At 60.2% G+C, this 13,013-nt stretch carries 13 protein-coding genes; 6 read left to right on the top strand and 7 right to left on the bottom strand.

The features are described from left to right. Positions 1-41 precede the first annotated feature (41 nt). Positions 42-368 carry a DOPA 4,5-dioxygenase family protein gene (locus AC1DIS_RS13610; RefSeq protein WP_477780924.1) on the bottom strand — a complete coding sequence of 109 codons (327 nt, stop codon included), beginning with the start codon at positions 366-368 and terminating at the stop codon, positions 42-44. 83 nt (positions 369-451) lie between these two features. Here AC1DIS_RS13610 and AC1DIS_RS13605 point away from each other — a divergent pair, with 83 nt between their 5' ends. Next, complete coding sequence (locus AC1DIS_RS13605; RefSeq protein WP_018927296.1) at positions 452-1,117, top strand: NAD(P)-dependent oxidoreductase; 666 nt, start codon at positions 452-454, stop codon at positions 1,115-1,117. Between the two features lie 5 nt (positions 1,118-1,122). Here the strand turns inward: AC1DIS_RS13605 and AC1DIS_RS13600 are convergent, their stop codons facing one another. Further along, positions 1,123-2,073, bottom strand: a complete 951-nt coding sequence (locus tag AC1DIS_RS13600) for a choline sulfate utilization transcriptional regulator (protein ID WP_018927297.1) — start codon at positions 2,071-2,073, stop codon at positions 1,123-1,125. 114 nt (positions 2,074-2,187) lie between these two features. Between AC1DIS_RS13600 and betC the strand changes: the two genes are divergently transcribed. From betC to AC1DIS_RS13585, 3 genes are all read left to right on the top strand, one after another. After that, complete coding sequence (betC, locus tag AC1DIS_RS13595; protein WP_477780923.1) at positions 2,188-3,702, top strand: choline-sulfatase; 1,515 nt, start codon at positions 2,188-2,190, stop codon at positions 3,700-3,702. 16 nt (positions 3,703-3,718) lie between these two features. Then, positions 3,719-4,651, top strand: coding sequence for a choline ABC transporter substrate-binding protein (gene choX, locus AC1DIS_RS13590; RefSeq protein WP_064615651.1), 933 nt, complete (start codon positions 3,719-3,721; stop codon positions 4,649-4,651). Between the two features lie 202 nt (positions 4,652-4,853). After that, complete coding sequence (locus AC1DIS_RS13585) at positions 4,854-6,422, top strand: SulP family inorganic anion transporter (RefSeq protein WP_477780922.1); 1,569 nt, start codon at positions 4,854-4,856, stop codon at positions 6,420-6,422. Between the two features lie 61 nt (positions 6,423-6,483). Here AC1DIS_RS13585 and aroE read toward each other — a convergent pair whose 3' ends face one another. Both aroE and hemF read right to left on the bottom strand, forming a co-directional pair. Next, the gene (aroE, locus tag AC1DIS_RS13580) at positions 6,484-7,305 is read right to left on the bottom strand and encodes a shikimate dehydrogenase (RefSeq protein ID WP_477743521.1); all 822 of its coding nucleotides are present in this window, start codon (positions 7,303-7,305) and stop codon (positions 6,484-6,486) included. Between the two features lie 13 nt (positions 7,306-7,318). Beyond that, positions 7,319-8,233 carry an oxygen-dependent coproporphyrinogen oxidase gene (gene hemF / locus AC1DIS_RS13575; protein ID WP_018927302.1) on the bottom strand — a complete coding sequence of 305 codons (915 nt, stop codon included), beginning with the start codon at positions 8,231-8,233 and terminating at the stop codon, positions 7,319-7,321. Positions 8,234-8,414: 181 nt separating this feature from the next. Between hemF and AC1DIS_RS13570 the strand changes: the two genes are divergently transcribed. Then, complete coding sequence (locus tag AC1DIS_RS13570) at positions 8,415-9,392, top strand: NADPH:quinone reductase (protein ID WP_086945248.1); 978 nt, start codon at positions 8,415-8,417, stop codon at positions 9,390-9,392. Positions 9,393-9,508: 116 nt separating this feature from the next. On the opposite strand, the gene tsaC is transcribed toward AC1DIS_RS13570, so the two are convergent. From tsaC to AC1DIS_RS13555, 3 genes are all read right to left on the bottom strand, one after another. Further along, a complete protein-coding gene (tsaC, locus tag AC1DIS_RS13565; protein WP_018927304.1) occupies positions 9,509-10,066 on the bottom strand; it encodes an L-threonylcarbamoyladenylate synthase type 1 TsaC in 558 nt (185 codons plus the stop codon). Positions 10,067-10,121: 55 nt separating this feature from the next. Continuing rightward, positions 10,122-11,228 (bottom strand): DNA-processing protein DprA, encoded by a 1,107-nt coding sequence (gene dprA / locus AC1DIS_RS13560; protein WP_018927305.1) that lies wholly within the window; start codon positions 11,226-11,228, stop codon positions 10,122-10,124. Positions 11,229-11,308: 80 nt separating this feature from the next. After that, a complete protein-coding gene (locus tag AC1DIS_RS13555) occupies positions 11,309-12,334 on the bottom strand; it encodes a LysM peptidoglycan-binding domain-containing protein (protein ID WP_477743522.1) in 1,026 nt (341 codons plus the stop codon). A gap of 169 nt (positions 12,335-12,503) precedes the next feature. Here AC1DIS_RS13555 and def point away from each other — a divergent pair, with 169 nt between their 5' ends. After that, a complete protein-coding gene (gene def, locus AC1DIS_RS13550; RefSeq protein ID WP_007941507.1) occupies positions 12,504-13,010 on the top strand; it encodes a peptide deformylase in 507 nt (168 codons plus the stop codon). The last annotated feature ends 3 nt before the right edge of the window (positions 13,011-13,013 follow it).

Genomic DNA, 13,013 nt, shown 5'->3' with positions numbered 1-13,013 from the left:
TGCTCGATTTGCCGTCCGGCGAGCCCGAAGAACAACTCTGATCAGAAAACAGACAGGTCCAGCGGCCGGATCGCACCCATCCAGATCGCGTGTTCGGTGTGGTCGAGCAGATCGTTGCCGGTCTCCGGGTGCAGGAACACCACCAACCCCTTGSGATTGAGCGCCAGCCACGGCAATACCTCGCCAAGGTATTGCGGCTCGAAAGCCAATTGGCAGCTCCAGTCCGGGTGCGGGCCAACCAGGCGTTCATGCACGCGGCCCATCTTCAGTGGAAACAATTGTGCGGCCTGCTCACACAAGGCCCGGGCCTGCGGGAGAGTATTGGCGTCGAAATAGACATGGGCGTGGTAGCCCTTGATCTGTTGCATCTGAAACCCCTTTGAACCTGGTCGAACCCACACCGTTCCCCACAGGTCTTACGTTATATAGGCAGGACGTTCGGAGCACAGCCATGAAAAATGCCGAAACCCCGGTAGTAAAGGTAGTGCTTTATGGTGCCATGAGTAGCCTGGGCAGTGCGCTGATGGCGGAAATGCTGCGGCGCCAACATGAAGTGATCGCGATTCTCGATGACCTGACGGCACTCGCGCCACGCCCCGGATTGCGCACCAAGGCCGGCAATCTGTTCGATGCCAAACGGGTCAAGCAAAGCGTGGCCGGCTGTTCGGCGGTGATCTGCCTGCTGGATGCGCCGGGGTTGCCGATGAACAGCGAACACATCGAAAAATCCATCGTGCCTGGCCCGGTCGAGCAGGTGCTGGCAGTGGATGCACTGATTGACGGCATGCAGGCCGCGGGTATCGCGCGGTTGTTTGTGGTGGGTGATTTCGAGGTGCTGGACGATCCGGAGATAGAAGACGAACTGCAACGCCACGCCGCTGAAGAAATCCGCGAGGCGCTGCAAAGCAGCCCATTGCACTGGACCCTGGTGAATGCCCCACGCGGCGTACCAGGACTGTCCATCGAGCATTTCAGTCACGTCAGCACGAGCCTGGAACCTGGCCTGGCCGAACCGCTGGAACGGCTGAACCGAGTTGCCGTCGGGATTGCCGATGAGTTATGGCTGAATTTGCATGTCGGTCAGCATGTGAATTTTGTCGCGACTTCGGAACCGTAAAGCCCTCATACCGCAATCGATGGCAAAGGAAGACCATTAAGCGATTGCGCACTGCTGGCCTGTTCCGCCATCAACCAATCCACAAATGTTTGAATCAACGCCCCGCGCCGTTTGCGCTGGGGCAGGACCACGTAATAACCCAGCCTGGAAATCACTGTCTCGGCAATCGGTCGACACAACAGACCTTGCGCCAGCAAGTTATCCACAAGGTGCCGCCAACCGATCGCAACGCCTTGGCCGCCAATCGCCGCTTGAATCAGCAAGGTGTAATTGTCGAAGCGCAGTTGCCCCGGCGCTGGCGCCGACGTGATCCCCAGTTCGCGAAACACGCCGCTCCAGTCGAACCAGTTGCTGCTGTGTTCGCCACGCAGGTGCAACAGCGGAAACTCCAGCAATGACTGAGCCGGCAAGGGCAGGGGACGATCCTTCAAAAGCAGCGGGCTGCACACCGGAAACACTTCTTCACTGAACAACCAATGGCTCTCGCCTTGCTTGAACCGGCCATCGCCGAACAGCACCGCCACATCGATATCAGTGCGCAGCATGTTGTGGCTGCGCTCACTGGTAACCAGGCTGACGTCCACTTGAGGATGGGCGGTATGGAAGCGGTGCAGCCGTGGCATCAGCCAGTACGCGGCGAAGGCGAAGTCGGTGGCCACCTGCAACACTTCGTGTTGCTGCTGTGCACTGATCGCGCTCAATCCGGCGTCGATATTCTGTAAACCGAGCTGAACTTGCTCAAACAGAATCGCGCCAGCCTCGGTCAGTTCGATACCGCGATAAATGCGGTCAAACAATCGTGTAGCGAGCTGCTCCTCCAATCGTTTGATCTGCTGACTGATGGCCGGTTGCGTGGTGCCGAGCTCCACTGCAGCGGCAGTGAAACTGCGCTGGCGGGCCGCGGCTTCAAAGGCGCGCAACAGGTCCAGAGACAAATCACCGAGGGCGTCATACATAAGCTGTGCTTATCCTAGTCATTGCCTGGCGTGGGCTTTACCACAAATTCCATGGGTTGCATGCTCGACCACAGCACTCTCGCATAAATATCCACTATGGAATGCCGCGATCACATGAAGCGCAAAAATATTCTTTTCATCATGGCCGATCAAATGGCCGCGCCAATGTTGCCGTTCTACGGCCCTTCGCCCATCAAACTGCCGAATCTGAGCCGGCTCGCCGCCGAAGGTGTGGTGTTCGACGCCGCGTACTGCAACAGCCCGCTCTGCGCACCGTCACGTTTCACCCTGGTCAGCGGACAGTTGCCGAGCAAGATCGGCGCTTACGACAACGCGGCCGATTTCCCCGCCGACGTTCCGACCTATGCCCACTACCTGCGGCGCCTCGGTTACCGCACCGCGCTGTCGGGCAAGATGCACTTCTGCGGCCCAGACCAGTTACACGGCTATGAAGAACGTCTCACCAGCGACATCTACCCGGCCGACTACGGTTGGGCGGTGAACTGGGACGAGCCGGACGTGCGGCCGACTTGGTACCACAATATGTCGTCGGTGCTGCAAGCCGGGCCCTGCGTACGCACCAATCAGCTGGATTTCGACGAAGAGGTGGTGTTCAAGGCCCAGCAATACCTGTTCGATCACATCCGCGAAGATGGCGATCAGCCGTTCTGCCTGACCGTGTCGATGACGCACCCACACGACCCGTACACGATTCCCAAGGCGTTCTGGGATCTGTACGACGACGCCGACATCCCTTTGCCGGAAACACCCGCACAGGATGAACTCGATCCTCACTCCCAGCGCCTGCTCAAAGTCTATGACCTGTGGGACAAGCCGCTGCCTGTGGATAAGATTCGCGACGCGCGCCGTGCCTACTTTGGTGCGTGCAGCTATATCGACAGCAACGTCGGCAAACTCCTGCAAACACTCGAGGAAACCGGGCTGATCGATGACACCATCATCGTGTTCTCCGGTGACCACGGCGACATGCTCGGCGAGCGTGGTCTCTGGTACAAGATGCACTGGTACGAAATGGCCGCCCGCGTACCGCTGCTGATCAGCGCGCCGGGGCAATTCGGCGCCGGACGGGTCAGCGCAGCGGTATCCACCGCCGACCTGCTGCCGACCTTTGTGGAATTGGCCGGCGGCTCATTGGAGCCAGGCCTGCCGCTGGACGGCCGCTCGCTGGTTTCACACCTGCAAGGGCAGGGCGGTCACGACGAGGTATTCGGTGAATACATGGCCGAAGGCACCATCAGCCCGTTGATGATGATTCGTCGCGGCGCCTACAAATTCATCTACAGCGAAGACGACCCTTGCCTGCTCTTCGATGTGCATAACGACCCGCGTGAACAGGAAGAACTCAGCCATTCGCCGCAACATCATCAGCTGTTCGAGGATTTTCTCGCCGAAGCACGGGCCAAATGGAATATCCCGGCGATCCACCAAYAGGTGCTCGCCAGTCAGCGACGCCGGCGTTTCGTCGCCGACGCCCTGACCATCGGCAAGCTGAAGAGCTGGGACCACCAGCCGCTGGTAGATGCCAGTCAGCAGTACATGCGCAACCACATCGACCTCGACGATCTGGAGCGTAAAGCCCGTTATCCACAACCCTGCCAAAACCAATAATGTTAAGGGGACGTCCATGCAAAAGTTATCCACAGTACTGACAGTCGGGCTTCTGGCTCTGGGCAGCACCTCGGCCTACGCCGAGCAAAGCTGCGAAACGGTGAAGATGGCCGACCCTGGCTGGAGCGACATCGCCGCCACCAACGCCATCACCGGGTTTCTGCTGGACGGCATGGGCTACAAGGCCAAGGTCGACACGCTGGCAGTGCCGATCACCTTTGGCGGTCTGAAGGATGGCCAGGTGGACGTGTTTCTGGGTAACTGGATGCCGGCGCAGCAAGGCTTCTACGACAAGTTCGTGGCCAACGGCGATGTCACGCAGCTGGCGAAGAACCTCGACGGCACCGAGTTCACCCTGGCGGTCCCGGATTACGTCTGGGACGCGGGTGTGCATAACTTTAACGACCTGAACAAGTACGCCGAGCTACACCCCAAAGAAGTCGACAAGAAGATCTATGGCATCGGTTCCGGCGCCCCGGCGAACATTTCGCTGCAAGAGATCATCAAGAAGAATGACTTCGAGATGGGCCAGTGGAAACTGATCGAGTCCAGCGAGCAGGCGATGCTGGCCGAAGTATCCCGCGCGGTGAAGAAACAGAAGTTCGTGACCTTCCTCGGCTGGACGCCACACCCGATGAACGTGCAGTTGAAAATGCATTATCTGAAGGGTGGCGAGAAGTACTTCGGTGACACCGGCAGTGTTTATACACTGACCCGCAAAGGTTATGCACAGGCCTGCCCGAACGTCGGCAAACTGCTCACCAACCTGAGTTTTACTCAGGAAATGGAGAACAGCATCATGGCCGAAGTGGTGAACAAGAAGGTCAGCAACGCCGACGCGGCCAAGGCGTGGATCAAGGCCAATCCGGTGGTGCTGGATAAATGGCTGGAGGGCGTGAAGACCGTGGACGGCAAGGATGCTCTGCCGGCGGTCAAAGCCAAGTTGTAAGGTTCCCCTGTGGCGAGGAAGCTTGCTCCCGCTGGAGGGCGTAGCACTCCCATTTCGGCAGACCCGGTTTATCAGCCTCACCGAGTTGTCCGGATTTGCGACTGCTGCGCAGCCGAGCGGGAGCAAGCTCCCTCGCCACAATGATCTGCCCACTACGAGCCAATGCTTTACCCTGACGATTTACCCCGTACCGAGAGGACCCATGGCCTTCCCCAGCCGCCATTCACTCTTTCCCTTCCTGACCTGGTTGCCCCGGCAAACCCGCGCCAGCGTTGGTCGTGACCTGATCGTCGGCCTGAGCGGTGCGATTCTCGCGTTGCCACAATCGATTGCCTACGCCCTGATCGCTGGCCTCCCACCGGAATATGGCCTGTACGCCGCCATCATCCCGGTGCTGATTGCCTGCCTCTGGGGTTCGTCGTGGCATTTGATCTGCGGCCCTACGGCGGCCATTTCCATCGTCCTGTATGCCAGCGTCAGTCCTCTGGCCGTCCCTGCATCGCAGGACTACGTCACGCTGATCCTGCTTCTGACTTTCCTTGCGGGCATTTTCCAGTGGTTACTGGGTTTGCTGCGGTTCGGTGCCCTGGTGAATTTCGTCTCTCACTCGGTGGTGCTGGGCTTCACCCTCGGCGCAGCGGTGGTGATTGCCATCGGGCAGCTGCCGAACCTGCTGGGGCTGGATGTGCCCAACCAGGCCACGGCGCTCAACAGCTTGATGATGCTGCTCAATCATCTCGGCGAAGTGGACAAACCCTCGCTGCTGCTGGGCCTGGCCACGGTCGCGGTTGGCATCGTGCTGAAACTGCTGGTGCCGCGCTGGCCGACGCTGTTGATCGCTCTGGCCCTGAGCGGTTTGCTGGTATGGCTGTGGCCAGCGATGTTCGGTCATGTGAAGCTGGTCAGCGCGTTTGTCGGGCGGCTGCCGCCCTTCAGCCCGCTGCCGCTGGATCTGGACCTGATATTGCGCCTGCTGCCCAGTGCGGTGGCGGTCGGCATGCTCGGGCTGGTGACGAGCCTGTCGATTGCCCGCTCCCTGTCGGCCCGCTCGCAGCAGTTGCTCGATGCCAATCAGGAAGTTCGCGCCCAGGGTTTCTCGAACATGGTCGGGGCGTTTTTTTCCGGTTCGCTGTCCGCCGGTTCCTTCACTCGCTCGGGCCTGAGCTACGATGCCGGCGCCTGTTCACCGCTGGCCGGGGTTTTTTCGGCGCTGTGGGTGGCACTGTTSGCGATCTTCGGTGCGGCATTGATTGCGCACATCCCGATCCCGGCCATGGCTGGCAGCATCCTTTTGATCGCTTGGGGATTGGTGGATCATCGCGGCATTCGTGCCTTGTTGCGGGTCAGCCATGCCGAATTCCTGGTCATGGCGCTGACCTGTGTCGCCACCCTGTTGCTGGAGTTGCAGACGGCGATCTACGCCGGGGTGCTGGCGTCACTGTTCTTCTACCTCAAACGCACCTCACAGCCACGGGTGCAGCACTGGCGCAATGGTGACGAAGACATCCTGAGGGTCGGCGGTTCGATCTTTTTCGGCGCCAGCCATTACCTGCAAGTGCGCCTGCAACGGATGCACGGCCCACGAGTAGTGATCGAGGCGCAGCAGATCAACTTCATCGACTACTCGGGCGTGGAAATGCTGCACCAGGAAGCACGACGGCTGCTGCGTCAGGATCGCAGCCTGACCCTGCGGCAGGCACGGCCGCAAGTGGTGGAGGAATTGAGGAAGCTGGAAGGCGCGGAGAAATGCCCGATCCGGTTTGAGGACTAAACGCCACTGTTTTGACAAACAGATAACCTGTGGCGAGGGAGCTTGCTCCCTCGCCACAGAACTACAGCGCCAGTTGCCGGCGAAGTTCGGCCAGCACCGGCGCCGTATCCGGGCGCACACCGCGCCACAGATAGAAAGCTTCCGCCGCCTGCTCGGCCAACATGCCCAAGCCATCCATCGACACACCAGCCCCATGTTCACTGGCCCAACGGCAGAACGAGGTTGGGTCCTTGCCATACATCATGTCGTAGCAAACCGTCTTGCCCGGTTCGATCAAACTGCCGGCAATCGGCGGTACATCGCCGGACAAACTGGCGGATGTGGCGTTGATGATCAGGTCCACCGGCTCGCGCAGCCAGTCGAAACCGCTGGCCGACACCGGCCCCAGATCGGCAAACAATTGCGCCAGCAATTCGGCTTTTTCCACGGTGCGGTTGGCAATGATCACCGACGCCGGTTGCTCCGCCAGCAACGGCTCCAGCGCGCCGCGCACCGCGCCACCGGCCCCCAGCAGCAAGATGCGTTTGCCCGCGAGGCAGAATCCGGCGTTGACCGTCAGGTCCCGTACCAGCCCGGCACCATCGGTGTTGTCGCCCAGCAGACTGCCATCGGCCAGTTTGCTCAGGGTATTCACCGCGCCGGCCCGCTGCGCCCGCTGGGTCAAGCTGTTCGCCAGGCGATAGGCGTCTTCCTTGAACGGCACTGTCACATTCGCCCCACGGCCTTCGCGGAAAAATTCCAACGCACAGCCGGAAAAATCGTCGAGAGGTGCCAGCAAGGTGCTGTAGTCCAGTTTCTGCCCGGTCTGCTCGGCGAACAGACGGTGGATCAGCGGCGATTTGCTGTGGCCGATCGGGTTACCGAATACGACATAACGGTCCATCAGAATTCCTCGTTCAGGCCTTGGCCAACCAATCGCGGTCTTGCAGGAAGTATTCGGTCAGGCGTGCTTCTTCACTGCCCGGCTCGGCCTTCCAGTCGTAGGCCCAGCGTACTTGCGGCGGCAGCGACATCAGAATCGACTCGGTACGCCCGCCCGATTGCAGGCCGAACAGCGTGCCGCGGTCATAGACCAAGTTGAATTCAACGTAACGACCACGGCGAAACTCCTGGAACTCACGCTGTTTGGCGGTGAACGCATCATTCTTGCGGCGTTGTACGATCGGCAGGTACGCGTCGATGAACGCATCGCCGATGGCGCGCATGAAAGCGAAGCTGGTATCGAAGTCCCACTCGTTCAAGTCATCGAAAAACAGGCCGCCGATGCCCCGTGGCTCATGGCGATGCTTGATGTGGAAGTAGCTGTCGCACCAGGCCTTGTAGCGCGGGTAAACGTCCGGGCCGAACGGCGCGCAGGCCTGTTCGGCGACGCGGTGCCAATGCACGCAATCTTCTTCATTGCCGTAATAAGGGGTCAGGTCAAAGCCACCACCGAACCACCAGACCGGCTCTTCACCTTCTTTTTCGGCGATGAAAAAGCGCACATTGGCGTGGGACGTCGGCACATGGGGGTTATGCGGGTGAATCACCAACGACACGCCCAGGGCTTCGAAGCCTCGACCGGCCAGTTCCGGCCGATGGGCGCTGGCGGACGGTGGGAGACCGCTGCCAAACACGTGGGAATAGTTGACGCCGCCCTTTTCGATGACTGCGCCGTTCTCAATCACCCGGGTGCGACCACCGCCGCCGGCAGGCCGGGTCCAGGCGTCTTCGACGAAACGCGCGCCGCCGTCTTCGGCTTCCAGGGCAGCGCAAATACGGTCTTGCAGGTCGAGCAGGTAGGCTTTTACGGCCTCGGTGCGGGTAGTCATGGCATCACCTTGAATCGGGCAAAGCTACGCGGCGCTCCATCAGAGCGGGGGGCCGGCGCAAATGGGTCCGTAGCATAACATCGCAGGCGAGCCTGCCGCAGTTGACGAAGATCAAGCTTGGGAGTTCGATAGGGCGCTTGGCGCTACGACTCTAGAAGCCAAAGACCTAAGGAGAGAGCAGATGGCAAAGCGTATCCAGTTCCGCGTCCATGGCGGCCCCGAAGTGCTCGAATACGTGGATTACCAACCCGCCGAGCCCGGCCCGCAACAGGTACGCGTGACCAACAAGGCCATTGGCCTGAACTTTATCGACACCTATTACCGCAGCGGCCTTTATGCGCCGCCAGCCCTGCCATCGGGCCTGGGCGCCGAAGGCGCGGGCGTGGTCGACGCAGTCGGTAGCGAAGTCACCCGCTTCAAGGTTGGCGATCGCGTGGCTTATGGCAGTGGCCCGTTGGGCGCCTACAGCGACGCGCATGTCTTGCCGGAAGCCAACCTGGTGCACCTGCCGGACGCCATCAGCTTCGAACAAGCCGCCGGCGTGATGCTCAAAGGCCTGACCGTGCAGTACTTGCTGCGTCAGACCTATGAACTCAAGGGTGGCGAAACCATCCTGTTTCACGCCGCGGCCGGCGGCGTCGGATCGCTTGCCTGCCAATGGGCCAAGGCCCTGGGGGTGAAGCTGATCGGCACGGTCAGTTCAGCGGAAAAAGCCGCCCTGGCGAAAGCCAATGGTGCCTGGGCGACCATCGATTACAGCCATGAGAACGTCGCACAACGCGTGCTGGAACTGACTGACGGTAAAAAAGTCCCGGTGGTGTACGACGGTGTAGGCAAAGATACCTGGCTGACATCGCTCGACAGCGTTGCGCCTCGGGGGTTGGTGGTGAGCTTTGGTAATGCTTCAGGCGCAGTAGACGGGGTGAATCTGGGGATTCTCGCGGCCAAGGGTTCGCTGTACGTGACCCGGCCGACGCTGGCGACCTACGCCAACAATGCTGAAAACCTGCAACGCATGGCTGATGAACTGTTCGAGATGATCATCAGCGGCAAGCTGAAGGTGGACATCAGCCAGCGGTATCCACTGGCTGATGCAGCGAAGGCGCAGACTGAGTTGTCGGCGCGCCGTACGACTGGTTCAACGATTCTGTTGCCTTGAGGGCCTCTTCGCGGGCAAGCCTCGCTCCTACAGGATTTGTGTCGTTCACACGATCACGGAACGACATTGATCCCCTGTAGGAGCGAGGCTTGCCCGCGAAGAACGATGACGCGGTCTCAATCCGGGCGCACCACATGCCCCGTCGCCAGATCGCGAATCACACTCGGATTCTTGCGCCCGCCCAGATTGCCACCGAGTACATAATCAACCTGCCCCCGGAAATACTGCTCCACGCGAATCCGCGTCCGTGCCGCCGGTCGGCCCTGAGGGTTCGCCGAGGTCGACACCAGCGGGCCGACCACCGCACACAAGTCCCGCACCAGAGGGTGGTCGCTGACCCGCAACGCCACCGTTTCATGCACACCGGTAATCCACTGGGGCAACAGATTCTGATGCGGCACCAACCAGGTGTTGGGGCCCGGCCAGGTGCTGGCCATGCGGTCCATCCACAACTCCGGGAAGTCTTCGAACAGGAAGTCGAACTGACGAATATTGTCGGCCACCAGAATCAGGCCCTTATCCACAGATCGGCCCTTGATCATCAGCAGACGATCCACCGCCTCTTCGTTCCACGGGTCGCAACCCAGTCCCCAGACGGCTTCCGTTGGGTAGGCAATGACCGCCCCGGCGCGAATTTCTCGTGCGGCTTGTTGCACACGCCAACTGTTAACCATGAAAAAACTCTCCGGAATAAGGCTCTGCGCAGTTTACCGATCTTCCTTATAAAACCTAGTTTACCCGCGCAAACCATCGACCGCTCTCACAGACCGCCCGGCCATCCATCTCCAGCTCCGTCAGCGCTGCCAGCACTTTCGACAAGGCCCAGCCGCTGGTGACCGCCAGGGCTTCGCTGGTATGAGGCGCCGCGTGGAGCAACATGAGCAGTGGATGAGTTACCGTCGTTTGCGGCGTTTCTGTGGATAACGGCAGCCGTTGCCAGCCGCGCAAGGCCTCAAGGATGTGTTCGATGGTTTCCACCAGCACCGCACCGTCGCGGATCAACTGATGGCAACCCTTTGCGCCAGGGTGGTGAATCGAACCTGGAATCGCATACACCTCACGCCCCTGTTCCGCCGCCAGCCTCGCGGTAATCAATGAACCGCTGGCAATACTTGCCTCGACCACCAACACACCAAGGGACAAACCGCTGATGATTCGATTGCGCCGGGGGAAGTTGCCCGGGGAAGGCCCGGCGTCCAGCGGGAACTCCGAAAGTACCGCGCTTCCCGAGGCGATCATGGCATCCGCCAGTCGTCGATTGCGCTGTGGATAAAAATTTTCAAGTCCCGTGCCAAGCACCCCTACCGTTTGCCCGCCAACGTCCAGAGCCGCCTGATGCGCGGCGGCATCGATGCCCAGGGCCAGACCGCTGGTGATGACAAAACCGGCGCCGGCCAGACTGCGGGAAAACGCACTGGCGGTATCCATGCCCGGTCGCGATGCGCGACGGCTGCCGACCATCGCCAACTGCGGTTTTTCCAGAATGCCCGGATCGCCCGCGACGAATAATAGCGGCGGCGCATCACTGATTTGCGCCAGCAGCGCGGGGTAGTCAGGTTGGTCCCACATCAGTAAATGCTGGCCCGGACGCTCTAGCCAGGCCAATGCGTGGCTGGCGCCATCACGAATTTCACTGCAGCGCCGGGCCTCCGCGCAAGCGAGGGGCAGGCCCAACGCGCGCCAGGCACTGGCGGGTGCGCTGATGGCTTTAGAGGCAGAACCGAAAGCCTCCAGCAACTTCTTGAAACGTGCCGGACCGAGTTCAGGCAAAAGGTGCAGGCGTAAACGGGCTTCCAGTTCCGCAGGGGAAACGGACGTACAGGCAGACAGCGACATGGATCATCCTTGATCGTTATAAGGTCCCGTCGAATCGGGAATAAACTGTGGATAACTCTGTTGGTAACTTGTGAGCAGGCTTAAGGATTTCGCACCTTGTCCATCACCGCCAAGGAGCGCGATGCGTTGAGCACCAGCCCGTAGCTGAGCTTGTCGTAGGTGCGGAATACCATCAGCAGGCCGGCCCGTTCGTCGGGGATTTTCAAGGGCTGACCGGTGATCCGGTCGCGCACGGTTTCGCCGGTTTTCATCACCACCAGCACATTGCCCTCGGCCAGGCCATCGCGCTGCCCCTTGTTCAGCGTGACGACATCCAGCGCGCCAATCTGGGTGACCCCACGCGGCACATCGATGATCAGGCCATTGATGTCGGTGCTTGGCGCACTGGGCATGAAAGTCGAATTGATCGAGCGCTCTTCGCCGCTGAACAACCGGTCGCCGAGTCGCACCTCCTGAGTGGTGCGTTGCAGGGCCAGGGTGGCGACGTCACCTTCAGTGGCAATGATCTCGCCGCCACCGATGTCGTCGGCGTTGATCCCCAGGAACTCCTTGCTCTGCGGATCGGTGTAGACCTTGCCCTGACGAAAGATGCCGTAGACCGGTTGTGCCGGATCGAAATGGCCACGCGCGAAGATTCGATCGCCGGTGCCGCTGAGTACCCGTTCGGCATCTCCGGCAACGATGTAGGGCGCCTTGTCGAAATCCTCGACCTTGTCGACGATGCGATTGCTCAACAGAAAACTGTTGATCAACTTCAGCGGAATGCTCGGGATGGCGTCGGCCACCGGTGAACTGCGGACTCGTGGCGACAGCTTGATGGTGCCCCGGGAAGCGCCGCGGTTGAGGGTCAGGCGTGGCTGACCGTTGACGTAGACCAGCGACAGCGTATCGCCGGGATAGATGAGATTGGGGTTTTCAATCTGTGGATTGGCTTGCCAAAGCTGCGGCCACTGCCACGGCTCACGCAGGTATTTGCCGGAAATGTCCCAGAGTGTGTCCCCTGCCACCACGGTGTATTGCTGTGGAAAACCTTCCCTGAGTTGCACTTGCCCATGCGCAAAACCGGCCGAGGCCAGAAGGAGCAAGGCGAGTAGTGATTTCCTCATGCGGTGAATCCCTTTATTATGTACGTTCGCGTGAAACGCCAGAGCCCTCGTGGCTCGCCTCCGGCTCATTATTGAAAAGCCGGAAGCTACGTTCACAACGGTAGCCTGCATCTTCGGACTCGCCAGGCCATCGACCCGACTTTACCTCACACGTGCAGCAATTAAGCTTATGGCCATTTTAGACATCCTCGAATTCCCCGATTCGCGCCTGCGCACTATCGCCAAACCAGTGGCCGTAGTGGACGACGAAGTGCGTCAGTTGGTCGATGACATGTTTGAAACAATGTATGAAGCGCCAGGCATCGGCCTCGCCGCTACCCAGGTCAACGTGCACAAACGTATCGTCGTGATGGACCTCTCCGAAGACCGCAGCGAACCGCGGGTGTTCATCAACCCCGAGTTCGAAACCCTGACCGACGAGATGGGTCAGTACCAGGAAGGCTGCCTCTCGGTGCCGGGCTTCTACGAAAACGTCGATCGCCCGCAAAAGGTCAAGATCAAGGCCCTGGACCGCGACGGCCAGCCTTACGAACTGATCGCCGAAGGCCTGCTCGCCGTGTGCATCCAACATGAATGCGACCACCTCAACGGCAAGTTGTTCGTCGATTACCTGTCCACGCTCAAACGCGACCGGATCAAGAAGAAACTGGAAAAGCTCCACCGCCAGAACGCTTGATGC

This window comes from Pseudomonas sp. 05N433, from assembly GCF_056396925.1.
The sequence above is the reverse complement of the archived record's forward strand: the minus strand, read 5'-3'. Positions and strand labels throughout refer to the sequence as shown.